This is a genomic window from Eubacterium sp. An11 (assembly GCF_002161065.1).
GTDB classification, from domain to species: domain Bacteria; phylum Bacillota; class Clostridia; order Lachnospirales; family Lachnospiraceae; genus Anaerobutyricum; species Anaerobutyricum faecale.
In genome coordinates, this window is sequence record NZ_NFLV01000004.1 from 68,894 (window position 1) to 93,728 (window position 24,835).

The 24,835-nt window shown below is 47.2% G+C and carries 27 protein-coding genes; 1 reads left to right on the top strand and 26 read right to left on the bottom strand.

Annotated elements, in window-relative coordinates:
• The first annotated feature begins 30 nt into the window (after positions 1-30).
• On the top strand, positions 31-1,695 hold the full coding sequence (locus B5E53_RS04760) for an AAA family ATPase (protein WP_087312903.1): 1,665 nt from the start codon (positions 31-33) through the stop codon (positions 1,693-1,695).
• Positions 1,696-1,783: 88 nt separating this feature from the next.
• Here B5E53_RS04760 and B5E53_RS04765 read toward each other — a convergent pair whose 3' ends face one another.
• From B5E53_RS04765 to B5E53_RS04890, 26 genes are all read right to left on the bottom strand, one after another.
• Positions 1,784-2,047: a Txe/YoeB family addiction module toxin gene (locus tag B5E53_RS04765; RefSeq protein WP_087312904.1), complete on the bottom strand. Its 264-nt coding sequence runs from the start codon at positions 2,045-2,047 to the stop codon at positions 1,784-1,786.
• Positions 2,025-2,291 carry a type II toxin-antitoxin system RelB/DinJ family antitoxin gene (locus B5E53_RS04770; protein WP_087312905.1) on the bottom strand — a complete coding sequence of 89 codons (267 nt, stop codon included), beginning with the start codon at positions 2,289-2,291 and terminating at the stop codon, positions 2,025-2,027. The genes B5E53_RS04765 and B5E53_RS04770 overlap by 23 nt, the downstream gene beginning before the upstream one ends.
• 87 nt (positions 2,292-2,378) lie before the next feature.
• Positions 2,379-3,740 (bottom strand): MATE family efflux transporter, encoded by a 1,362-nt coding sequence (locus B5E53_RS04775; RefSeq protein ID WP_343215596.1) that lies wholly within the window; start codon positions 3,738-3,740, stop codon positions 2,379-2,381.
• 189 nt (positions 3,741-3,929) lie between these two features.
• Complete coding sequence (phnX, locus tag B5E53_RS04780) at positions 3,930-4,697, bottom strand: phosphonoacetaldehyde hydrolase (RefSeq protein ID WP_087312906.1); 768 nt, start codon at positions 4,695-4,697, stop codon at positions 3,930-3,932.
• A gap of 31 nt (positions 4,698-4,728) precedes the next feature.
• Positions 4,729-5,832 carry a 2-aminoethylphosphonate--pyruvate transaminase gene (gene phnW, locus B5E53_RS04785; protein WP_087312907.1) on the bottom strand — a complete coding sequence of 368 codons (1,104 nt, stop codon included), beginning with the start codon at positions 5,830-5,832 and terminating at the stop codon, positions 4,729-4,731.
• Positions 5,833-5,867: 35 nt separating this feature from the next.
• Entirely contained in the window at positions 5,868-6,863 is a 996-nt protein-coding gene (locus tag B5E53_RS04790; protein WP_087312908.1) for an extracellular solute-binding protein, read from the bottom strand.
• A gap of 98 nt (positions 6,864-6,961) precedes the next feature.
• Positions 6,962-8,641 (bottom strand): ABC transporter permease subunit, encoded by a 1,680-nt coding sequence (locus B5E53_RS04795; RefSeq protein ID WP_343215597.1) that lies wholly within the window; start codon positions 8,639-8,641, stop codon positions 6,962-6,964.
• Between the two features lie 12 nt (positions 8,642-8,653).
• Positions 8,654-9,421: an ABC transporter ATP-binding protein gene (locus B5E53_RS04800; RefSeq protein WP_087312910.1), complete on the bottom strand. Its 768-nt coding sequence runs from the start codon at positions 9,419-9,421 to the stop codon at positions 8,654-8,656.
• 193 nt (positions 9,422-9,614) lie between these two features.
• Positions 9,615-10,484, bottom strand: a complete 870-nt coding sequence (locus B5E53_RS04805; protein WP_087312911.1) for a MurR/RpiR family transcriptional regulator — start codon at positions 10,482-10,484, stop codon at positions 9,615-9,617.
• Positions 10,485-10,823: 339 nt separating this feature from the next.
• Positions 10,824-12,374 (bottom strand): FGGY-family carbohydrate kinase, encoded by a 1,551-nt coding sequence (locus tag B5E53_RS04815; protein ID WP_087312913.1) that lies wholly within the window; start codon positions 12,372-12,374, stop codon positions 10,824-10,826.
• A gap of 71 nt (positions 12,375-12,445) precedes the next feature.
• The gene (locus tag B5E53_RS04820) at positions 12,446-12,886 is read right to left on the bottom strand and encodes an RpiB/LacA/LacB family sugar-phosphate isomerase (RefSeq protein ID WP_087312914.1); all 441 of its coding nucleotides are present in this window, start codon (positions 12,884-12,886) and stop codon (positions 12,446-12,448) included.
• Positions 12,887-12,986: 100 nt separating this feature from the next.
• Positions 12,987-13,781 carry an HAD-IIA family hydrolase gene (locus B5E53_RS04825; RefSeq protein WP_087312915.1) on the bottom strand — a complete coding sequence of 265 codons (795 nt, stop codon included), beginning with the start codon at positions 13,779-13,781 and terminating at the stop codon, positions 12,987-12,989.
• A 36-nt stretch (positions 13,782-13,817) separates the two neighbouring features.
• The gene (locus tag B5E53_RS04830) at positions 13,818-14,996 is read right to left on the bottom strand and encodes a sn-glycerol-1-phosphate dehydrogenase (protein ID WP_087312916.1); all 1,179 of its coding nucleotides are present in this window, start codon (positions 14,994-14,996) and stop codon (positions 13,818-13,820) included.
• A 25-nt stretch (positions 14,997-15,021) separates the two neighbouring features.
• Positions 15,022-15,972: a sugar-binding transcriptional regulator gene (locus B5E53_RS04835; protein WP_087312917.1), complete on the bottom strand. Its 951-nt coding sequence runs from the start codon at positions 15,970-15,972 to the stop codon at positions 15,022-15,024.
• Positions 15,973-16,257: 285 nt separating this feature from the next.
• Complete coding sequence (gene atpC / locus B5E53_RS04840; RefSeq protein WP_087312918.1) at positions 16,258-16,674, bottom strand: ATP synthase F1 subunit epsilon; 417 nt, start codon at positions 16,672-16,674, stop codon at positions 16,258-16,260.
• A 21-nt stretch (positions 16,675-16,695) separates the two neighbouring features.
• Complete coding sequence (gene atpD, locus B5E53_RS04845) at positions 16,696-18,093, bottom strand: F0F1 ATP synthase subunit beta (RefSeq protein WP_087312919.1); 1,398 nt, start codon at positions 18,091-18,093, stop codon at positions 16,696-16,698.
• A gap of 88 nt (positions 18,094-18,181) precedes the next feature.
• On the bottom strand, positions 18,182-19,075 hold the full coding sequence (atpG, locus tag B5E53_RS04850; protein ID WP_087312920.1) for an ATP synthase F1 subunit gamma: 894 nt from the start codon (positions 19,073-19,075) through the stop codon (positions 18,182-18,184).
• A 19-nt stretch (positions 19,076-19,094) separates the two neighbouring features.
• Entirely contained in the window at positions 19,095-20,609 is a 1,515-nt protein-coding gene (atpA, locus tag B5E53_RS04855; protein ID WP_087313041.1) for a F0F1 ATP synthase subunit alpha, read from the bottom strand.
• 5 nt (positions 20,610-20,614) lie between these two features.
• Complete coding sequence (gene atpH, locus B5E53_RS04860) at positions 20,615-21,139, bottom strand: ATP synthase F1 subunit delta (RefSeq protein WP_087312921.1); 525 nt, start codon at positions 21,137-21,139, stop codon at positions 20,615-20,617.
• The gene (gene atpF, locus B5E53_RS04865) at positions 21,114-21,563 is read right to left on the bottom strand and encodes a F0F1 ATP synthase subunit B (protein ID WP_087312922.1); all 450 of its coding nucleotides are present in this window, start codon (positions 21,561-21,563) and stop codon (positions 21,114-21,116) included. Before atpF ends, atpH begins: the two co-directional genes overlap by 26 nt.
• A 58-nt stretch (positions 21,564-21,621) precedes the next feature.
• The gene (atpE, locus tag B5E53_RS04870; RefSeq protein ID WP_087312923.1) at positions 21,622-21,852 is read right to left on the bottom strand and encodes an ATP synthase F0 subunit C; all 231 of its coding nucleotides are present in this window, start codon (positions 21,850-21,852) and stop codon (positions 21,622-21,624) included.
• A 107-nt stretch (positions 21,853-21,959) separates the two neighbouring features.
• Positions 21,960-22,652, bottom strand: coding sequence for a F0F1 ATP synthase subunit A (locus tag B5E53_RS04875; protein WP_087313042.1), 693 nt, complete (start codon positions 22,650-22,652; stop codon positions 21,960-21,962).
• A gap of 430 nt (positions 22,653-23,082) precedes the next feature.
• Complete coding sequence (locus B5E53_RS04880; protein WP_087313043.1) at positions 23,083-23,613, bottom strand: DUF2798 domain-containing protein; 531 nt, start codon at positions 23,611-23,613, stop codon at positions 23,083-23,085.
• 169 nt (positions 23,614-23,782) lie between these two features.
• The gene (locus tag B5E53_RS19925; protein ID WP_275532665.1) at positions 23,783-23,917 is read right to left on the bottom strand and encodes a hypothetical protein; all 135 of its coding nucleotides are present in this window, start codon (positions 23,915-23,917) and stop codon (positions 23,783-23,785) included.
• 26 nt (positions 23,918-23,943) lie between these two features.
• Complete coding sequence (locus tag B5E53_RS04885) at positions 23,944-24,507, bottom strand: 5-formyltetrahydrofolate cyclo-ligase (RefSeq protein WP_087312924.1); 564 nt, start codon at positions 24,505-24,507, stop codon at positions 23,944-23,946.
• Positions 24,508-24,528: 21 nt separating this feature from the next.
• Positions 24,529-24,753 (bottom strand): DUF896 domain-containing protein, encoded by a 225-nt coding sequence (locus B5E53_RS04890; RefSeq protein WP_087312925.1) that lies wholly within the window; start codon positions 24,751-24,753, stop codon positions 24,529-24,531.
• Positions 24,754-24,835 lie beyond the last annotated feature (82 nt).

The window sequence follows — 24,835 nt, forward strand, 5'->3', positions numbered from 1 at the left end:
ACGGTTTGACACCTGGAAAGGAGGGGTACCATGGGCTGGACGCCGCTGCCAATCGGAATTGAGAATTACGCGGAAATGATCGAAAAGGGTTATTATTATGTGGACAAGACATTGTTCATCAAAGAGCTGCTTGACCGCAAAGGCAAGGTCAATCTCTTCACCCGCCCAAGGCGTTTTGGAAAGACTCTGAACATGAGCATGCTTCAGTATTTTTTTGAAAAATCCGAACGAGATCATACCCCTCTTTTTACCGGAACCAAAATTATGAAGGCGGGGGAAAAATATGTAAGTGAAATGGGACGATATCCCGTTATCTTCTTATCATTAAAATCCATGAAACAGGACAGCTACTCCTCTGCTTTTTATTGTCTGAAAGAAGGCATTGCCGCTGAATTTAAAAGGCATCTGGAACTTCTGCGGCAGCTTCCATTAAAAGAAGACTTCGACAAATGCCGGCGTTTTGCCGCCGGAAAGGCAGAAGATACCGAATACCTGACGGCATTGCGGTTTCTTTCTGAATGTCTTGCTGCTGTCTGCGAAACAAAGGCCGTCATTCTCATCGATGAATATGACGTTCCCCTTGAAAACGCCTATTTTCATGGTTTTTATGACAGAATGGCCGGGCTCATCCGCTCCTTGTTTGAGTCAGTCCTGAAAACCAACAACGCCCTGGAGTTTGCCGTCATCACCGGCTGTCTCCGTATCAGCAGAGAATCCATTTTTACCGGACTGAATAATCTGAACATCATCTCCATCATGGACAATTCCTATGCGGAGCATTTTGGATTTACACAGGAAGAAGTTGACACTATGCTCTCCTTCTATCATCTGGAATCCAAAAGAGATTCTGTAAAAGAATGGTATGACGGATATCGGTTCGGCGATACGGAAGTATACAATCCATGGAGCGTCATCTGCTATGTGGATTCCTATTACAAAAATCCCGATGCCCTCTTTAAACCTTACTGGTCCAATACCAGCTCCAACAGTATCGTCCGCACTCTGGTGGACAGAGCGGACCTCTCCGTCCGGCAGGAGATCGAATCGCTCATCGCGGGACATACGATTTTTAAACCAGTCCATGAAGATATCACCTATGAGGATATGGATTCCACACAGGATCATCTCTGGAACTTCCTGTTTTTTACCGGCTATCTGAAAAAAATCCGCCAGATACAGCAGGAAGAAGACATTTTTGTGGAAATGTCCATTCCCAACATCGAGGTTCGCTACATTTACAAAAATACTGTACTTCGCTGGTTTGAAGAATCAATTAACAAGAAAAATCTGTCCCCTCTTTATGACAGCATCCTCAGTGGCAGACGGGAACAGATCGCGGATATTCTTTCCGAAAATCTCATGGAAACCATCAGTTTCTATGACTATCAGGAAAGCTACTATCATGGATTTCTCGCAGGACTGCTGAAAAATATGGGAAATTACATCGTGCTTTCCAACCGGGAATCCGGCAGCGGCCGTCCCGACATTCTTCTGAAATATCCAAGTGTCCGGGGAAAGGCTGTCATTATCGAAATCAAGATTGCCAGAAGTTATCAGGAACTTCCCGGAAAATGTGACGAGGCGCTCCGGCAGATTGAAGAGCAGCAGTACGAAGCTTCTCTTCGCCAGGAGGGGTATCAGGATATTCTCAAATATGGCATCGCATTTTATCGGAAGGAATGTATGGTGAAGTAGATAATGCTGCTGGCTGTCAATTGACGCCAGGTAAGTAAAAACAGGAGAAATGCAACGGTTTTATCAGTTATTACATTCCTCCTGCTTTTTATTTATCGCGATAATGCGAGCCGCATTGAACAATCTTAATAATATCCCCATCAATACGATATACAATCCGGTTAGCTGCATCAATTCTACGACTCCAATAGGGCGCCAAATCTCCACTTAACCGTTCTGGCTTTCCGATACCTTCATAACCGTTCCTGTCAATGTCCTTAAGGAGCTGAAGAATACGTTTTAAAGTCTTTTTATCCTGCTTCATCCAATACTCAAAATCTTCCCATGCCTCATCCGTCCAAGCCTTTATCATCGAAATCCACCTCATGAATCGTTCCACCTGTAGCTTCCATCTGTGCAATTGACTTTTTCAGTCTCTGTATATTCTCATCCGAATAAAATGGATCCACAGACACCTCAAAAGGGATTCTCTTCTCACGCCCAAGTTTTTTAAGATAAATATTAATCGCCGAAGAAAGAGACAATCCTATATCAGAGCAAACATCCTCAGCTCTTTTTTTTACCTCATCATCTACACGCAGACTAATCTGTGCCATAATTATCCCTCCTATCTGCTTTTTCTTCTATTATACTTGAAATTTTGCAAATGTAAAGCATTATAATATACAACTGCTTTCCTTTTTTCATGCCGTCTCTCCCAGCACCTTCCGGCATCGCTTTCTCACAAAGAAGAAGCACACCGCCTGCATGGCGATGGTGGCGATCCAGGAACCGGGATACGAAATAAACAGAAAATGTAAAGAACGGTGCTGCGGGAAAAATCCATAAATCCAGAGAATTCTTGTGCCCACGGTACCGATGATGGATAATACCATGGGAACTGCCGAATATCCCATGCCCCGCATGGCTCCCGGAAACAGATCCATGATGCCGCAGAGGAAATAAGGCACCGTGGTGATGGAGAGAATCTCCAGGCCACACTGGATCACATCTGCATCTGTCGTGTAAATTCTAAGTACCTGAGAGCCGAAAACCCAGGCGCCGACACCCAGCACCAGCGCGATTCCGGCAGACAGAAAGATACAGTCCAAAAGCACCCGGTCCATCCGTTTCGGCTTCTTCACACTGTAGTTCTGGCTGGTGAAACTCATGCAGGCCTGAGTAACCGCATTAACGGATACATAGAGAAAACCAAGAATGTTGTTGGCTGCCGTATATCCGGCCATGGCGATGGAGCCAAAGGAATTCACGGAGGACTGCAGCAGCGCATTGGAAAAGTTAATGACCGTGGTCTGAATGCCTGCAGGAATACCCACCTGAAAAATACGTTTCACATAAATCCCTTTGACGGACAGTCTGGAAAACCGCAGCTGATAACTTCCCTCGGATTTATACAGACAGTGGATGACAAGAATGCTCGATACCATCTGGGAAGCCACCGTTCCGATGGCCACGCCGGCCACACCCAGCGGGATGACGATGACCAGCAGAAGGTCCAGCACCACATTGGCCATACCTGCAAAAAGCAGGAAAAACAGCGGCCGTTTGGTATCCCCCACCGCCCGGAGAATCGCCGCTCCATAGTTATAAAGCATGAAAAAAGGCATTCCCAGAAAATATATCTTCATATAAAGAGTGGACTGTCCAATGACGTTTGACGGTGTGTCCATGAGGCCCAGCGCCCATCCGGCAGCGCAAAAGCCCACCACTGCCATGAGAATACCGCTGATCAGGGCAAGTGTAATGGCCGTATGCACCGATTCCGACATTTCTTTATCATGGCCGGCGGCGTAATATCTGGCACACAACACATTGGCTCCCATAGAGATTCCGATAAACAGGTTGGTAAAAATGTTGATGAGCGCCGTGGTGGCTCCCACCGCCGCGAGGGCGTCGCTGCCGCTGAAGTGTCCCACCACGATGATATCCACTGCGTTGAACATCAGCTGCAGAATACTGGTAGCCATCAATGGCAGTGAAAAAGAGACCAGTTTGTCCATGATAGAACCGTTTACCATGTCGATTTCATACTTGTTCTTTTGCAATTTTCATCCCATCTCCTCAAAATAATCTTTTTATGTATGTGCCAATTCCGTACAAATAAATCTGACAGCACAAATTCAGGTGCGCAAAATCTGCCGGTTTTTCCGTCGAACTTTGCGCACCTGCTTTATCTTACTCCATTCTTTTATTTTGGTCAATGGAATGTTCCGCAACAATCCACGGACATCCTATCATGAGATCAACTCCAGCACGCCCCGGATATCCTGCACCACGGCGTCAGCGCCGGCGTCCATGTAGCGTTTTGTCACTGCCTGCACTTTTGCTTCCTTTTCTTCCGCGGTGAGAGCCTCATATTCCGCTTTGGTCAGCCCCATCTCTGAGCTGCCCTCGATGATGCCCACGGTGAAGACTCCGGCGTTTTTGCCCTCGCGGATATCAGAGAGCGTATCTCCCACCTTCATGACTTTATCCACACCGGTGATCTGCAGCGCTTCCATATTTTTGAAAATCATATATGGATACGGGCGTCCCATGTGGCCTGTGGAATCCGGACTGAACCAGCAGTCCGGCTCATAGCCGGCTTTTGCCGCTTCTTTTGTCACAATGTCCATCATGGCGTCGGTGTAGCCGGTGGTGGAACCGATCTTCAGACCGGCCTCCCGGAGCTTTGCCACAGTCTCCACCACATAATCCTTCGGATCAGAGAACTGATCCAGAATCTTCATGAGGCTGGCGGCAAATTTTTCATGCATTTCATCCACATCTTTATCGGTAAAATCCCTGCCGTGGATCCGCTTGAATTCGTCACGAATCCGTTCCATGGAAAGCATGGTCTTGATATGATCCCATTTTAACATTCCCATAGGTTTTCTTGTCTCTTCCATAGTCGGAGTGATTCCGTATTCTTTAAATATTTCCATGAATGCCTGCACCGGCGCAAAGCATCCGTAATCCACTGTGGTTCCTGCCCAGTCAAATATCACTGCTTCGTATTTCATTGTTCTGTCCTTCTTTCTTTTTTCAGGCTGTCTACGCTGCGGCCTTCTTCATGTTCACAAACTCTTCGATGATATCACAGACTTTGTTGATATCTTCCGGATAAATCTCACCGATGTTTCCGATGCGGAAGGTCTCCGCATCTGTCACCTTTCCCGGATAGATGGCGTAACCACGCTCTTTGATGTATTGGTACATTTCCTGGAAAGTGTAATCTTTGTTGGCCGGATAGAAAAATGTGGTGATGATCGGTCCCTGGTACTCGTCGCCCACATAAGTCTCAAACCCGAGAGCCCGGAGGCGGCTGGTCAGAAGCTTATTATTTTCCGTATACCGTTTATTTCTTGCCGGAATGCCGCCCTCTTCTTCCATTTCCTTTAAGGCCTGGGCAAAAGCCAGCACCACATGGGTCGGAGAAGTAAATCTCCACTTGCCGTCGGCCTGCATGGTCTCCCACTGGTCATAGAGGTCTAAAGAGAGGCTTCTCGCCTTGCCTTTGCTGGCCATGAGGGCGTCTTTCCTGCAGATAATGAAGGAGAATCCCGGCACACCCTGGATACATTTGTTGGCGCTGCTTATGATGAAGTCGATGCCCAGCTCTCCCACCGGGATATCCACGCCGCCAAAACTGGACATGGCGTCCACGATCATGGTTTTTCCCGCTGCCTTTACCACCTTTGAGACGGAGGCGATATCGTTTAAGATTCCGGAAGTGGTTTCGCTGTGAACCATGGACACATGGGTGATATCCGGATCTTCTTTTAAAATTTCCGCGATTTTTTCCGCATCCGGAATCTCATTGTAATTGACTTCATACATTCTGTAGCAGATGCCGGCGTGTTCCGCAATGTCCGCCATCCGGCGGCCGTAAGAACCATTGGCGGCGATCAGAAGTTTTTCCTCTTTTCCGACGGTGCTGGTGATGACAGACTCCACACCGAAAGTACCGCTGCCCTGCATGAGTACCACTGTGTACTCCGGCTCGCTGACATGGGCCAGTTTTAAGAGTTTATCTCTGATTTCCAGTGTGATTTTTTTGTAATCGTCGTCCCAGGTACAGTGATCAAACATCATCTGCTGTTTTACTGTATCGGTAGTTGTCAGTGGTCCTGGTGTTAAAAGTTTATAATTTTTCATAATATCTTGCCTTTCTGCTTTTTTCTTATTTTATCTTACTTTCCCGCCAGCTCTTTGGCGTTCTCAGAAATCTTTTGATGCTGTTCCAGCAAATCCACGGTCAGTTTCTCCGGAAATACTTTCGGATTGGCGGACATGTAAGCGGAATCAGCGGTTTCACCTTCATAAATCGGCAGTGGGTAGTACTCCTGCAGTTTGCTTCTTCCCTTGGTGATAATGCACTCTGCCATCTCCATGGCCAGCTCTTTGCTCTTGTCTCCCTTATCCACAACAGCGATGGATTCTGTCAGAGAGTAATTGCCCTCGGTCGGATCCACATAATCCACCGGCAGGCCGTCTTCCTTATCAGCCACCGCCTGATGACGAAGGCCGAAACCGATGGCCACTTCGCCGGCACGGACTTTTTTAAGTGGTGCGGAACCGGAACTTTCCACATGAGGACCGGCGTTCTTGTAAATGTCCGCAAGAATCTGTGTGGCTTCCTCTTCCCCGTAGTTGTCTACCAGAGCCTGTAACAGAAGCCATGCGGTGGAGGAGCTGGCGATATCGGTCACTGAAATAAATCCGCTGTATACCGGGTCAGCCAGATCTTTGATGCTTGCAGGCATCGGCAGATTATTCTCCTTCATCATCTCGGTGTTAATCAGAATAGCTCCCTCCTGGGCAGTGATCGGCGTATAGAAAGAAGGATATTCTTCCATGGCGTTTGTCTCAAAGGTCAGATCTTTGAACATGTGCTGCTGTTCCTGGGCACTGTCCAGATAAAAGGAGCTCATGGTCACCAGATCCGCCTCTATATTGGTTCCCTCTGCCAGAAGCTTTCCGCCCAGTTCGGAAGTGCCGAAGGACTGAATGATGTACTGACCGGAATATCCGTTTTCATCAAGGGTGCTTTTCATGGCCTCGATGGCCTCGTCATCGGCGTTGGTATAAAGCACCACTTCGTCGCTGGCAGAACCGCCGCATCCGGTCAGGACAGCGGAGAGTGCCAGGGTCATTGCCACTGCTGCTGCTAAAAATTTTTTTCTCATTTTGTTTTCCTCACTTTTTTATTTCTCAGTTATGCTATTTTCCCTTTCGTGCGGGACTGTTGCTTCCTGCGGATCATTTTTTTCACCGTTTGGCCTGATCACATTTCTGCCGCCATGGTCCGGGCCTTTTTCCTGGCCTTTGCTTCTCTCGTCTTGCTTCGGTCGGTGGCAAGATAGCCAAACAGCAGCTTTGCCGCCAGATTGGTGAAGAGGATCAGCAGGGACAGCACAAAAATCTCATTGAATTTCGTATAATACTGCAGTTCCTTGATCTTTGTGGTGATGACCATGGTTCTGGCGCCGGCAATAAAGATTACCGCGCTGACAGTCACCATGGCGTTGACAAAATAGTAGCTGAATACTTCCAGGATGGTTCCCATGGCGTTGGGCGTCACCACCCGGACGATGGTCTTTAACCAGGTATCTCCCATGAGCATGGCCGTGGTCTCCCAGGAGGCGTTCATTTTTGCCAGAGAGTTCTTGATCATCAGGTAAGGTGTCGAGAAGAAATGTATCACGTTACAGATGACGATGATGGCCAGCGTATTTTGCAGCGGCGTGCCGGAGAAAATGAGCATGTAGGCGATACCGATGACCATACCCGGTATTGTATTTGTAATTAACGAAATATTTTCAATGACCTGCTTTACCTTTGACGGCAGCTTGCTCCTGGCTGTGGTAAGGGCGGCTCCGTAGGTAAGAAGGGAACCCAGGAGAGCTGTCAGCACAGCCACCAGCAGGGAATTCTCATAGACGCTGATCAGACTTCTGTCCGCAAATACCGCCTGCACATGTTCCCAGGTAACATTCATCTGATACGGCCAGTTTTCCACCAGAGGCACCGCGAAGATGACCAGAAATACCGAGAGCACCACCAGAAGGACCAGTCCGCTGACTCCGCCGAAAATCACATCCCGCAGGGTATTTTTCCGGATTTCAATATTGGAAATCTTATTATAGCGGATGTTATATTTTTCAAGATAATGGAGCAGCGCGATGGTCACCACCGAAGGAATAAGCATCATCATGGCGACAGCGGAACCGGTATTAAAATTCGGGATACTTCCAAGCATCTCATTGTAGAGCACCGTAGCTACCACATCGTATTCGCCGCCCACCGACGCCGGAATACCGTAATCAGTAAAGCAGAGGAAAAAGCACTGCACAAAGGATGCCGCCAGCGTTCCCAAAAGGGGCCGGACCACCGTTGCCATAAATGTGGTCAGCGGTTTATCTCCCATGATCCGGGATACGATGGTAAATTTCTTATCGATGTACTCCATGGTATTGGACACCAGGAGGAAGGATATCGGCAGCGTATAGATCACATATCCCAAAAGCAGGCCGTTGAATCCGTAGATCTCAAAGAGCTGTCTGCCAAAAATCTTTGTGATCAGTCCCTGTTTACCAAAAGAATAAATGATGGCAAATCCGTAAGTGATGGTCGGAAGCAGCATCGGGACCACCGCCGCCTTCCGGATGAATCCTTTATAGCCTTTTGGAATGTTGGTATAATTGATCGTGTAAGCCAGTAAAAAGGCAAGAAGCGTTGTGATCACCGCGCTGACCGAGGAAATGATCAGGCTGTGTCCAAATGCGCCCATGAATCCGTGGCTGGTCAGCACTTCCGCATAACTGCCAAATCCCACCCCTCCTGTCTGACTTTCAAAGGATTTCCATAATAAGCGGAGAATCGGAATCAGCAGGAATATCAGAAACAATGCTGTGACAATGATAAATATTCCCTTTATCTCTTTCTCTTTTCTCTGTGTACCCATTTTCATTCCCCTCTACATGGCCATCCGGGCTTCTGTTCCCTGATGAAACAGGGTGAAGATATTATTTTTCTTGATGACAAGCTGATTGAGAATAAATTCTTTCACAAAATCATTGTCCGGGGTCTGAATGATGTCATCCGGGCTGCCAAACTGAGAGATAGTTCCGTTATTGACGATCAGGACTTTATCAGATAACGTCAGCGCCTCCTCCGGGTCATGAGTGACAATGATGGTGGTCAGCTTAAATTCCCTCGCGATCTGTCTGATCTTATCTTTGATGGATTCTTTGATGACGCCGTCCAGGGCGGAAAGCGGCTCATCCAGAAGAAGAATCTTCGGTTTCATGACCATGGTCCTTGCCAGCGCCACCCGCTGCTTCTGACCGCCGGAGAGCTGTTCGATCTTTTTATCCAGATGCTCTCTGAGTCCCAGCAGATCGATCATATCCTCCACTTCCTGTCTGGTGGAAACGTCCGGCTTATTTTTTAATCCATATGTAATGTTTTTATATACATTCAGGTTCGGGAATAAGGCGTAATCCTGAAATACAATATTGAAGCCTCTGGCCTCCATTGGAATATCCAGCACATTTTTCCCCTGAAAAATAATTTCTCCCTCATCGGCATCGGTGAGCCCGAGAATCAGATTCAATAAAGTGGTCTTTCCACAACCGGATGGTCCGAGAATAGAAACGATCTCGCCGTCCTCAATCGTTAAGTTAATATCATGTAAAATAGTCACTCCGTCATAGGATTTCTTTAAATTTCTAATTTCAAGCATTTTGTTCTCCTTTCCGTTCGCGAAACAACCGCATGATAACACAGAGACAAAACACCTTTCTATCATTTTTCCAATTCCCGGGATGTTTTCTACATAAGAAATTGCATTCCTATGAAATAAAAAAAGGCGGAGATCAACTCCGCCTGAAACAAATATGTAGTGAGAAAACACATCCCTGCCGGAAATGCGTTTTTTATTCTTTCGATACCGTATCGTATGCCTGCTTCCTTATTATGTTGCTGCTTCTGTCAAGAACCGCCGTGTACTTATCATAATCACTGAGCAGAATCCCGGTGTAAAGCATATCCACCACCGCCAGCTGGGACACCCTGGAGAAGATAGAATCCCCGTAAATAAACTGCTGTCTGCTGGTCATGAGGACAATATCCGCATACTGTTCCAGCAGCGAATTTTCGAAATTGGTGATGGCTATGGTCCTCGCCCCCGCTTTTTTCGCGATTTTCATGGCATCCACTGTGCTCATGGAACAGCCGGAATAAGAAATGCCGATGGCCAGATCTTCCTCTGTCAGGTTGCCGGCGCTGACGTTTTGAAGATAGTAATCGGAATACGAACAGCAGTTAAAGCCCAGATACATGAGCTTTGTGACCAGGTCGCTGGCCGTACAGGCGGAATTCTCCACATAGAAAACCACGATATTTCTTGCTCTGGTGATCTCCCGCACCGCCTTTTCCAGCTGATCTGCCGACAGATTCTTCAGGGTATCCTTTAACTGTTCTATGGCAGTTCCGACAAGCTTAGCCGGAAGTTCCGCGATGGTATCCTCCTGGGAGACAGAAGAACCAAAGAGAAAATACCCATTTTCTTTTCCTCTCTCATCCTTCACCAGCTCATACCGGAAATCCTTAAAGCCCTGATATCCAAGGGCTCTGATAAACCGCAGAACTGTCGGCTGACTGACTCCTGCTCCGTCCGCGAACTGCTCCAGGGTCAGCTCCCGTCCCTCTCCCTGAAAATGCAGCAGAAAATCCGCCGCCTTTTTCTCGGACTTTCTCAAAGAAGAATATTTTTCTCTGATGATAAATTCCAGTTCCTCATTCATGGATCGTCCTCCTGATTTACCCATAGTGTATTTTGCGCGCCTGTCTCTCACCGGCGCATTTGATTTTTTGTAGTTTTTCTACATTTTCTCCGATCTGTGAGAATTGTAGTTCTTCTACAAAATTTTGAAATGTCTTTTGATATATTGTTTTTCCCATTTTTATTTTTTTCGAAAAAAGGAAAGAGTATCCGGACAGATTCCTTCCATAAAAGAAGGGCTGCTCCATAAAAGAAATATTCTTTATGAAACAGCCCTCCGCCAGCGCATATTTTGTCAGAAAACTCTCCTGTTCACACATGCGCTGTCTGTATGAGACGCAATGCCAGGCGTCACAGTCCCTTATTTATTGTTATGATCTACAGTTTTATGTACGATATCACGCATCTGAGGCCATGTTTCCATGTAACGCTCCATGTAGAACTGATATTCTTTGTGTGCTTCCATATCCGGAATATACTCTTTGTCCACACGGATCATGCTGTCAGCAGCATCTGCAAAGGACGGATATATGCCGATACCCTTTGCGGCAATGATACAGTCACCCAGACAGCCTGCACTCTGGTTCTCTACGGTTGTGTACATCGGTACGCCGATGATATCTGCATGCATCTGCATCCAGAAATCAGACTGAGCCAGACCACCGCAGGCATAGATTTCTTTGACATCGTATCCGGCCTCTTTCATGCTGACGATACAATGGTTTGCACCGTAGGCAACACCTTCATAGATGGCTCTTGCCAGATGTGCTGTGGAGGTACCGATGGAAAGTCCCCAGAACATTCCACGGGCCTTGGAATCAGAATACGGTGCACGGTTACCCTGGAAGTAGTCCATCATAACAAGGCCGTCACAGCCGATCGGCACGGTTTTAGCCTTTTCTGTGATGTAATCATAAATGTTCATATCTTTATTCATGGCTTCCTGTGCCCAGGTACCAGGAAGAAGATTATTTCTGAACCAGGTTAAGATCGATCCGGCTGCGGTCTGTCCGCCTTCCAGAAGGCTGGTTCCCTCATACATACAGTTCGGATAGGTTCCGTTTACACCGTTTACATGGAAGTCTTCTTCAGAAAGACCCAGCAGACAGGTGGAAGTTCCACCGATCAGAGTCATACCGTTTGGTCTTACGCCACCGACACCAAACATACATGCGTTACAGTCCGCAGTACCTTCCACAACGACCGTCTTGGTGCTGAGACCAAAAATCTGCGCTGCCTCACGGCTGACGTTTCCGATGATCTCTCCGACTCTGTACATATCTTTCGGGAACTTGTCAACTACATCATCAAGACCAACCGCATTATAGAAATCGATCGGATATCCGCCGTTCTTGTCATCATAGTTCCAGCGGAATGCGGCGATGGACATACATACGCTCTTCTTTCCGGTGAGCTTCCAGTTTAACCAGTCCTCAAACTCCATGATGGTCTTGGTCTTTGCCCAGTTTTCCGGCTCATGTTTCTTCACCCACATACACTTCGGCACCATAGTGTCGGCACGGAAGCTTGGTTTATAGAATCTGGTTGCCTCATAATCGTCACGAATCTCATCGATAAATGAAGCTTCTTCTGTGGCACGAACGTCCATCCAGAGGATTGGCGGGCGGACAGATTCATCATCTTCACCCAGGTAAACCAGAGTGTTGGTCGTGGCGTCACAGGTGATGGCTGCGATATTATCCGGTCCGATACCTGCCTTTTTGATACATTCCGGAATCGCTTTTGTGAGCGCTGCCCACCAGCCTTTGTCGTCCTGCTCTGCCCATCCGTTCTTCGGATATGTGGTCGCGTACTCTTCAATATGATATGCGCGGTTCTGTCCGCGGAAATCATAAAGCGCCACTCTCACACTGCCCGTACCTGCGTCAATACCCATTAAATATTCTGCCATAGTTAAACTCCCTTCTCCTGAATTTGCGAAAAGGCCTGTCTCCTCAGGCCTCTCTTTTTCTTATAAAGCCTTTACTGTTCTTCGTTTTCAAAATCAATGATTCTCTGTACTTTGTCTTTGGACCGGCAGTTCGGATCATAAGTACAGGAAAGATATTCTTTTACCAGACATTTTGCCAGCTCGATGCCAATCACCTGTGCCCCCATGGTGATAATGTTGGCATGATTGGAAAGCTCTGCTCTCTGTGCCTGATAAACATCATGAATACATGCGGCGTAAGCGCCTTTTACTTTGTTGGCGGCAATGGAAACACCAATACCTGTTCCGCATACCACAATACCCCTGTCATATTCTCCTGCAGCTACTGCTTTCGCGCATTTGATCGCAACATTGGCGTAAATCGGGTCGTCGCTGCCAAAATCGGCAACTTCATGTCCCAGCCCTTTTACATATTCCATCAGCTGTAATTTAAAATCTGTTGCGTTAGGGTCACATCCAAATACAATTTTCATTGTGTCTTCTCCTTTCTTTTAACGGGTAAGCCCCGGAACATCACCAAAGGCTCCATATAGCTATAAGTATACCACAACCTTTGGTGATTTTGTACAATAATTATAAGTATTTTCTCATTTCTTTGAGCGAATCGTAAATACAAGTCGGTTCCACATCGGATTCTGCCACCGTCTGCATATCGGCCTCCCCGGTAAGTACCAGAAATCCTTTGGCGCCGTTGTTGACACCGGTAGCCACATCCGTGTACAGACGGTCACCCACAAAGGCCATCTCCTCTGCCTTATATCCGGTGATCTCTGATACCATATCCACTGTCTCTTTCCATGGCTTGCCCAGAAAACGAGGTTTCACTCCGGTGGAATCGGTGATCAGGCTGCACATGGCGCCGCAGTCCGGCATAAATCCATACTCTGTCGGGCAGTTGGTATCCATATGAGTGGCGATGAACGGCACGCCGTTTCTCACATAGTGGCAGATACGATCCAGCTTCTCATAGGTGAGTGTGGTATCAAAACTCTGCACTGCCACATCAGGATCTTCTTTTACAAGATTGATGCCCTTCTCTTTCCAGTTCTCTTCCAGGACCGGCGTACCATTTAAGTACACTCTTGCTCCCGGATAGTTTACCTTCAGGTATTCCGCACAGACATCTCCGGCGGTGACAACCTTGCTCTCATCCACATCAAGTCCCAGCTTATGAAGCTTTTCCACGTAAACCGACGGCACCCGGGAAGCGTTGTTGGTAAAAAAGATAAAATCCCGGTCCTCAGACTGTTCCACATCGTGAATAAAATCCAATGCTCCGTCAATGAGCTGGTCCCCCAGATATACGGTGCCGTCCATATCGAGGACGAATAACTTCACACCGTTAAGCGCTTCTTCTTTTTTCAGCATACATGTACCTCTTATTTCTTCTATGATTATAGATAATTATCCGTAAATCTCTTTGGTGATCTTCTCTGCAATCTCTTCCAGACGGCCATTGTCCTTCGCGAACTGCATAACTGAGTATCTCGGACGTACCGTATAGCCCTTTAACAGACTCTGACGGAACAGCTCTCTGTCGATACCGATCTCCTTCGGGCTGGTCGGAGCTCCGCCTTTTTCCAGCAGCGCTTTGATCTCATCGGCGGAAGGACAAAGTTCTTTGGTTCCCTCCGGAAGGATATCAGCAAGTTCTTCGAAGAAACGGGCGATGACAGGAGTAGCCACGCCAACCTGAATACCGTGGTGGTTCGGATTTAAACCGCGGGCAATATAGTCCATCTCCCAGAAATGGGACAGCATATGTTCTGCTCCTGAAGCCGGACGGGAAATGTTGACCAGAGCCATGGCAACGCCGGTCAGCGTCAGGGCCTCCAGCAGAGCTCCCAGAGAGTCGGCATTTCTGGTCTTTAAGCCTTCTGCCTTGTCAAAACATTTATCCAGTGCTCTCTGCACCAGAGTCACACAGGTATCACAGCGGTAATCGCCGTTGGCCTTCACTGCCAGATCCCAGTCCGCGATGGCTGTGATCTTTCCGATCACATCGCCGTATCCTGCCTGGATCAGATCCTGCGGTGCGGTCTGTAAAATATCGGTATCACCGATCAGTCCATAGGTCAGATGTGCCTGTGGAGAATACTTATATCCGTGGGAAATGATCGGAGCGCCGTCTGCCACATAACCGTCCATGGATGGAGCGGTTGCCACGATAATATACGGAAGTCCGGTACGGGAAGTGACAAACTTCACAGAGTCATTGATGACACCGGAACCTACAGCAACCATCAGCTTCACATCCAGATCCTGCTCCTGGAGAATTCTTCCCAGCGTCTTCTCATCCGGAATCAAAATATCATCGCCGGTATCAAAAAGAAGTTCTTTTACATTGAATCCATCTGCTTTCAGCAGTTCCACAGCCTTCTTGCCGGCCACCTTGTAAGTATGATTATCAAATACGACCAAAACTTTTCCGTCTTTAAACGGAGCAGCCATCTTCGGCAGTTCTTCGATGGCGCCTTTGCGGATCTCCATGGCGTGTACACTGAAGTTGTGATGGCGTCCGCAGGAACAATCAAACTCTGTCTGTGGCATCTCGTTAATACTCATGTTAAGGATCTCATTCATAATAGTTGCCCCCTTGAATAAAAAATTATGGTTCGACAGCCAGCGCCTGCGCGCACTGAATGTCGGTAATCAATATGTTAATGTAATGTCCCCTGACAGCACCCAGCACAGCGGAAAACTTCTCCATGCCTCCGGCTATGCCGATGGAATATGGAATATCCCGAAGCTTATGTATGTCAATGCCGATTACATTATTATCTTTTTCAAACCGGGAAGTATCTCCCTCTCTGTCATAAAACTGCATGCAGATGTCTCCGACCGCATCCCTCTCCCGGAGAGATTCTATCTCATTCTCTTTAAAATAACCGGTCGCCATGATGGATGAATTCACATAAGGACATCCGATGCCGATGATCGCCATATCAAGATTCCTGGTCATCCGAAGCGCCTCCGCCAGACTCTCCTCTTTCATAAACTGTTCCCGGATCTTCGCCCCCGACACTCTGGCCGGCGCGTGAAGGGGAACAAATCTTCCGTCATAAATGTAAGCGAGTGTCTCTGCCAGATTATTGGCATGAAGATCCATCCGAAGCTGTCCCATACCTCCTATGAGGGGAACAAAGGTGACATCTTCCGCCTCAGGATGATTGATGCCTGCAACCACCTCATAGAGAGTGGAACCCATGGAAAGCCCCACGATACTGCCGTCTTTGATCGTTCTCTCCAGATACTGTCCGGCAGCCTTCCCCAGCAATTCCTTCTGCAGGTCCGGCTCCGGAGAGGAATCCACGATCAGCACCTCCCGCAGACCGTACTTCTCTTCCAGCTGTCTCTCCATCTCCCAGTACTTGATCAGATCCAGATTGGAAACGGAAATCTGTACGACTCCCTTCTCCCTGGCTGAGGAAAGCAGACGGGAAACTGTAGGTCTTGAAAGACTGAGCATACCGGCAATCTGCTGCTGACTGATATCCTGATTATAATATAGATCACAGACCTTAGTCATCAGACGCACATCATCTACTATCTTTCTCATACTCCCCGCCCTCCTTTGTTCTGATTATACGGCAGCCAAAAGCCGATGTCAACAAAAACAGAAAATTATTTTATCATTTTTTCAATATTTGTGTTTTTATCTCAATTTTAACCGATTTTTTTATTTTTATTTTTTCAAATGTAAAAATATATTTTATTTTCGTCTTATCATGGCCATCTTTATCCCATGAAGATCCCGGCGAAATGAGCTGTCTGTAATAAAAGAAAAAAAGACCCTGATAACAGGATCTTTCTCCTGTTATCAGGGTCTGCTTCTGATATCAGATCAACTGTGGAATCGTTTTGCCACCTTCAGTCTGGACATGGCACGGGAAAGGGAAGCACTGCTTCTGTAGTATTCCTGGATGCTCTGCTTCTGCCGAAGCTGTTCCAGGGCACGTTCTTTGGCTTCCTCTGCCCGGCGGATATCGATCTCCTCCGGACTTTCGGCTGTCTCCACCAAAAGAGTGACACGGTTATTGGCAATCTGAACAAAGCCGACGCCCACAACACCGTAAATCCACTCCTCGCTGTCCTCGGGAAGGAAACGGATCTCCCCCTCATGAACAGCGATGATCATATTTTCATGATATGCCTGAATCTCCCGCTCTCCGTCTTCCTCCTGGAAGATCAGAGCCTCGCACCGGCCGGAATAAAAAAGCCGGTTTACAGACAAAATCTGCAGATAGAATGAATTAGCCATCCGGACACCTCCCAGTTTCCATTATGCCTGCTGTGCAGCCATCTCTTCCGCTTTCTTCTTCACATCTTCGATGGTGCCCACGTTAAAGAACGCATTTTCCGGATATTCATCCATCTCACCGTCGATGATCGCCTTAAATCCGCGGATCGTCTCTTTCAGCGGAACATAGACACCCTGAATACCGGTGAACTGCTCTGCCACATGGAACGGCTGGGACAGGAACTTCTGGATCTTTCTTGCACGGTAAACCGTGATCTTATCTTCATCAGAAATCTCCTCCATACCGAGGATGGCGATGATATCCTGCAGCTCTTTATATTTCTGCAGAATCTCCTGCACTTTCCGCGCAACCATGTAATGCTCTTCGCCCACGACATCCGCTTCCAGAATACGGGAAGTGGATTCCAGCGGGTCAACGGCAGGATAAATACCCTGCTCCACGATCTTTCTGGAAAGTACCGTGGTGGCATCCAGATGGGCAAATGTGGTGGCCGGGGCCGGGTCTGTAAGGTCATCGGCCGGCACGTATACCGCCTGCACGGAGGTAACGGAACCATTCTTAGTAGAAGTGATTCTCTCCTGCAGATCACCCATCTCTGTGGCAAGGGTCGGCTGATATCCAACGGCGGAAGGCATTCTTCCTAACAGAGCGGATACCTCGGAACCTGCCTGGGTAAAACGGAAAATGTTATCAATAAACAGAAGCACGTTCTGATGTTTCTCATCACGGAAATATTCCGCCATGGTCAGACCAGTCTCTGCCACACGCATACGTGCTCCCGGCGGCTCGTTCATCTGACCGAATACCAGCGCTGTCTTCTCCAGAACTCCGGATTCACTCATCTCTCTCCAGAGGTCATTACCCTCTCTGGAACGCTCACCGACTCCGGTGAAGATGGAATAACCGCCGTGCTCTGTGGCTACGTTTCGGATCAGCTCCTGAATAAGCACCGTTTTACCAACGCCGGCACCGCCGAACAGACCAATCTTACCGCCCTTGGAATACGGAGCCAGCAGGTCGATGACCTTGATTCCGGTCTCCAGAATCTCAACGGCCGGGCTCTGTTCCTCAAAAGAAGGAGGATCCCGGTGAATCACCCATTTCTCGCCTTCCGGCTGTTCGCCGCCGTCAATAGCCTGTCCCAGCACATTAAAGAGACGGCCCAGTGTCTGTTCTCCCACAGGAACCTTGATGCCGCTGCCTGTGGCCCGGACTTCCATATCTCTGTGGAGTCCCTCACTAGGAGCCAGCATGATGCAGCGCACCACATTATTTCCAATATGCTGTGCCACTTCCATGACACAGGTTTTTCCATTATTATCAACTTCCAGTGCATCTTCAATAGCCGGAAGGTCGTTATCTTCAAACATTACGTCCACAACAGGTCCCATGACCTGCACAATCTTTCCGATTTTCAACTTGTGGCCTCCTCTCGGTCCTATTTTTTCAACTGCGCTCCTGCACATTTTTACGGAGCGCGATCAGATGAGAACTCCCCGCATCTGATCAGCGTTTTTTCTTCTTCTGTGCCCGGACACCGCCGATCACCTCTGTGATCTCCTGGGTGATGGCTGCCTGACGCACACGATTATAGAGAACATCCAGCTCATGAAGCATATCCTTTGCGCTGGACGTCGCCGATTCCATGGCTGTCATTCTGGCGCTCTGCTCACTGCAGTACGCCTCCACCAGGGCGCCGTATATAAATCCCACGATGTAGTTCGGCACGATCTTATCCATCACTTCGTTCGGTGACGGACGAAGCAGAAGTTCGGATACAGTGATTCCCGGCGGAAGCTCCATCTTGTAATCCGCCTTTTTCAGAGGCAGGAGCTGCATGACTTCGGCCTCCTCTTTCATTGCATTGACCTGTTTTGTAAACACAATGAAAATCTTATCCAGCTCGCCATCCAGATAATGAGACAAGATCTCATTCCGAATGGATCTGGCCCGGTGCAGCGTAGGGTTCTGCACGGTATAACGGAATTCTTTGTAAATATCCATACCTTTCTGCTCAAAGTAATGGCGGCCCTGCTCACCCACGACCAGAAGACGGGGATCGTTATATTTCGCCATCTCTTCTTCTGCCAGGCGGATGACATTGTGATTGTAGGCACCGGCCATTCCCTTATCGGCCGTTACCACCACAAATCCTGCCCGGGTCTCTTCGATCGGCTTTACCTTTGCGGGATTCTCAAAATATATGTCTTCCATTTCCGGAATATGACGAAGAATACGGGCCATTGTTGACTGTAATGTATAAAAATATGGTTCTGTATCTTCCAGATTTTTTTTCGCTTTTTTTAATTTGGAGGAGGAAATCATATACATGGCGTTCGTGATCTTCATGGTGTCACGAATACTTTTCATTCTCTCCTGAATCTCTTTCATATTTGCCATACAAACACCCGCTTATCTTTTATTCTTCACTCTTGTCTGCCTGAAAATGTTCAGCAACCTCCCTGAGTTCTGCTTCCATCTCCTCTGTGAGAACCTTTTCATTTTCAATGGAATCACAGAGATTTTTATGATGAACATTCATATAATCAAGGATCTCTCTCTGATAAGCTTTTACCTTTCTGGTTTCCACTTTATCAAAAACACCGTCGTTGGCCAGGCAGAGAGTGACTACCTGTTCCCACAGAGAAAGCGGAGAGCCAAGCGGCTGTTTCAACAGTTCCATCAGCGCGCTTCCGTGCTGAAGCTGTGCCTTGGTGGCGTCATCCAGGTCCGAAGCAAACTGGGTAAACACTTCCATCTCCCTGTACTGGGCCAGATCGATACGGATACTTCCCGATGCCTTCTTCATGGCTTTGGTCTGCGCAGCACCGCCCACACGGGATACGGACAGACCGACATTGACCGCCGGACGGAAACCGGAATTGAACAGGTTACTTTCCAGGAATATCTGACCATCTGTAATAGAAATAACGTTGGTCGGAATATAGGCGGATACGTCTCCTGCCTGGGTCTCGATGATCGGCAGCGCCGTGATGGATCCGCCGCCCAGTTTATCGCTCAGACGGCTGGAACGTTCCAGAAGTCTGGAATGCAGATAGAAAACGTCTCCCGGATAAGCCTCACGTCCCGGAGAACGCTCCAGAAGCAGAGAGATCGCACGGTAAGCCACCGCATGTTTGGATAAATCATCGTAAACGATCAGCACATCTTTTCCCTGATGCATGAAATACTCACCGAGAGCAGTTCCCGCATACGGCGCAATGTACTGTAAAGACGCCGGATCACTGGCCGTGGAATTAAGCACGATGGTGTAATCCATAGCGCCGTGGGCATCCAGCATGGATACCAGCTTGGCAACACTGGACGCCTTCTGACCAATGGCCACGTAGATACAGATAACTCCCTTTCCCTTCTGATTCAGAATGGTATCTGTGGCAATGGAAGTCTTTCCTGTCTGACGGTCACCGATGATCAGCTCTCTCTGTCCCCGTCCGATCGGGAACATGGCGTCAATGGAAAGGATTCCTGTCTCCATTGGCGTGTCTACCGGCTGACGGTCAACGATACCCGGCGCATCTTCTTCGATCGGACGATATCCGTCCTCCTTGATGGCGCCTTTTCCATCAATCGGCTCACCGAGCGCATTGATGACTCTTCCGATGAATCCTTCTCCCACCGGAATACCTGCTTTTTTCTTTGTTCTTGTTACTTTTGTTCCTTCTTTGATTCCGGTATCCTTTCCGAATAAGATACATCCGATCTCATTCTCACGGATATCCTGAACCATTCCCTTTACTCCGTTTTCAAAAAGAACAATCTCACCGTACATGGCATGGTCGATACCGTAAATGGTGGCAATACCGTCTCCCACCCAGATGACGTTTCCCGTCTCCCGGCTTTCCATGTCCCAGTCATAGTTCTCTATCTCACTGCGGATAATGGATATAATATCTGTCGCACTGATTGCACCCACAATCTTCACCTCACTGTTAACTTTCTTTCAAGCTGCCGGAGCCGGCCTTCATAGCTCCGGTCATATTCTGTATGTCCGACGCGGATGAGGATTCCGCCCAGCAGATCTTCCTGAACCTGAAGCGATGTCTGGATATCCTTGCCCGGATATTCCCTGTGAAGGAAATCCATGGTCTTTTCCACTTCGCTCTCTTCCGGAGATTTCGCGCAGAGAAGTTCCGCATGAATGATGTTATGCTTTTCCTCCCACAGGGAATCATATGCATCAACAATATTTAAAAGCAGGGCAGTGTCTCTGTGGTCGCATAAATACTTTAAAAAGTTCTTTATGTTCGCCGGAAACCCTGCCTCCCTGGCGATATCGTCGATGATCTGATGTTTTTTTGCAAGAGGGATCATAGGATCTGCCAGAACTTCTGCCAGCGGCGCAGCTTCCTCAAACAGTGTACGCAGCTGGTCCACTGTCTCTTTCCCGGGCGTCAGCTCATACAAAGCCGTTGCGTAATTAATTGCCCGCTGCGTCATGAACATCACCTGTCTTCATTATCTTTCTTGCTGCTTCCATGGCCAGAACAGCGATATCTGCCTGCACCTCTTTTTTCGCCTGTTCCTGTTCTGAACGAATCTCCGCTCTTGCTTTTTCAAGCATCTGCTCGGTTTCTTCTTTTGTCTTTTCGACGGCAAGGCGCTTTTCTTCATCGGCTCTGGCTTTCGCCTCCGCAATGATATCTTCTGCCTTCTGGCTGGCGTTTTTCAATTTTTCCTGATAATCTGTTTTTAACTGTTCCGCCGCTTTCTCTTTTTCAGCGGCATCCGCCAGCTGATTGTGGATCATTTCTTCCCGCTGGCGGATGATGTTCAGTACCGGCTTGAACAGGAACACCTTCAGTCCCACAAATAAGACCAGTACGTTTACTACAGTAAAAAACAAAGTCCATCCATCTAAACTAAGCATGTACTTTCACCTGCATTCTTTTTTACATTTTCAAAAAAATTACCGCTGTTATGACTTATTATCCAAGGAAGAGGATGATCAGAAGCGCGATAACGAAACCGTAAATAGCGGTTGCCTCTGCCAGCGCACAACCTAAAAGAAGGGATTTGCTGATCTTGCCTTCCGCTTCCGGCTGTCTTGCGATGGCGTCCACTGCGGAAGCAGTGGCTTTTCCGATACCAATACCTGCTCCAATACCTGTTAATACTGCGATACCTGCTCCGACTGCTACTAATAATGTTGTTGCCATAATCTATTTCTCCTTTTTCTTTTCAATGTTTTTATTTTGACGTCTCACAGACGTCTGTCTTTTCCTGTTGTTCTGAATGTCTGCGAGTTACATTTTCTTTTTGTTTGTTATTCAATTGCTTCCTTTACAAATAATGCTGTCAGGAAAACAAAAACGTATGCCTGAATGATGCCATCAAAGATATCAAAATAAGCACTGAACACCACCGGCACCACAGCCGGCACAATCTGTTTGATCAACTCCATGATAACAAAGGAGCCCAGGACATTACCAAACAACCGCATGCACAGCGACAGCGGTCTGATGAATATCTCCAGCACATTGATCGGCGCCACGATGGCAATGGGCTCTGCAAAACTCTTCACCCAGCCCTTTCCGCCTTTTTTGCGGATGCCGGCAAGCTCGATCAGCACAATACTCATCAGGGCAAGTGCTGCTGTCACATTGATATCTTTTGTAGGCGGCTTAAAACCAAAGAGTCCAATCAGATTGGACGCACCCACATAAATTGCGACAGCCATAAGATACGGCACATAATCTCTTCCTGCTTCTCCTAAAATCTCATCAAAAAAGCGATAGATACCAGAAACCGCGGTCTCAAGAACCATCTGCTTTTTGCCGGGATGCATAACGTCAAACCCTCTGACAAGGATGATACAGACCAGAAAAAGAACGGCCATGATGATCCAGGATACAACAACAGCTTCTGATACGGGAATCCCTCCCAGTATCGGGATTGTAAAGACGGTCTCGCAATTCAATTCTTCCATTAATTGTTCTACGAGCGCTTCCACTGGCATATCCTCCTTCATTTTTCTCTTTCGGGCTTAGAAAACCCTCTTCACACTTTTTGTTTCTTTTTGCAGTTTTTACAACCTCCTTTTTCATTTTTTGTTTGAAAAATGCAAAAGTTGTATCTTGACTTTTGTTGCTTTAATCATATCCCTTTCCACTAAAAAGTCAACCGGTTTTTTTACGAAAATATTAAGAAGAAATTTTTGTTCCGCGAAATTTTTTAATTTTTTTAATTTTTTTGGTATAAATCGACATTTTTTCACTTCTATTTTCTGTTATTTTTGTTTATATTTCAAGTATTCTTAAAGAATATTGTGTGAATTTTTGGCACAATTACCTTTAGCCAGATTCTGACATCTGTGTTTTTATCGTTTTTTATGAGTTATTTTTTGAAATTTTTAATTACAAATCTTTCATTTTGTAATATTTTGCTCACTAATTCTTTTCTGTGTTAAGTCCGGAAACATTTTCTCCAAAATTCTCCCTGTTATGCACAGTTTTTTCCTCTTTTTCCGGGAAAATTTTTCTGAAAATCATCCGCACAAACGGTCCCGCAAAGAAGATCTGCCAGCAGAGCGCCATCGGAAAATTCAAAGCAGAAGTCTGCAGCCATTTTGCGATGATCTGGCTGTCCACGCCCTTAAACAGCACTGTGGCCACAAAACTCATCATCGGGCACATAAGACATACTGTCATGGCTGAAATGGCAAGAATCACAAAAATCATCTTATCTTTTCCCGGTGTCACGATACGGAAGGCCAGTTTTTTTGATAATGGTCCTGCCACAAACATCTCCAGCACGAAACCGACCACTCCCATGATCACCAGCTCACCCAGCGCCAGGGCAAACACCTCGTTAGACAGTCCTCCCTTATCGATGGAAATGTTGTACACCACCATTCCGTAGACCATAACGATCACCATCATAATCGTAAAAATAACATCCTGAAACTTTGTTTTCGGCATTTTCTCTTCCTCCTGTTTTTCCGGCAGCAAAAAAAGTAGTGAGACCTCCCGTATTCATAACTTTCGCTGCGATTACGGAAAATAATCTCACTACCATTCTCATCTGCCTGTATTTATTTATTATTTTGAATCAGCCGGACAGGCACCGCCGTCCCTGCTGCGACTGTCACTATATCACAAAATATACTTCTTCATAAGTACTTTTTTTATTTTCTATGTATTGAGAGAAAAAAATATAGTTTTCTTTTGAAATTTTATGCATATTTTCTTTCACCGGCTCTACAGCCTGCCGCAATTCTCCCATTCCTCTGCAGCTGACGCATCACAAAATCACCGGCAATCAATGATCCGTTCCGGCGTTATGATATAGTCCACCTGCTTATCATGTTCCTCACACGGTACTTCGTCCAGGATCTGAAGTTCATAAGCCAGAGCTGCGCACGGATAATCCGGATGGCTCTTCAGATATTTATCATAATATCCACCTCCGTATCCGAGACGGCTGCCCTTTTCATCAAAAGCCAGTCCGGGAAGGAGGATCAGCCCCGGGTCGTCTGCCGGCGCCTTGTAAGAAGCCGGTTCCAGAATACCGAACTCACCCGGACGGCAATCTTTGATGGACTGAATCTCATAGAAAGCGATCTCGTCATCTTCCACCTTCGGCACGGCCACTTTTTTGCCCATCCGGATAAAATCGCAGATCAGATCAATGGTATCCACCTCGGACCCGATGGCCATATAAGAATAAATCCACTGATTTGCCTGAAATTCCGGAAGGGCGGCCAGATTATCAAAACACTTCCTCGTAAGATCATGGATCTGCGTCAGGGTCAGATCGTTTCTCCTTCTGCGCATTTCTTTTCTTAATTCTTCTTTATTATTCATCTGTGACATGGTATCACCTGCTTTCTCCGGCTAATTGCCGGAATATTTTTTTCCGTATTTCTCCCCAAGGTTGGTAATGGAGCCATCTTCATTCTCGATGGAAATATTATTTAACTCGCCCCGTAAATTCCTGCGGATGGCCAGGACGTACTCTCTCCGGAGTCTCTTCTGCTCCGCAGCCTCGGCCTCCGTCAAACCAACGCTCTTGGATTTATGATACAATTCATTGATGCGGTCAATATCCGTATGTTTCATTATGATCTCCTTTTGATTTTATTTTTCCTGCTCTTGCAATATAAATACCCGGAATCAAAAACACTTCTCTGTCATTATACTG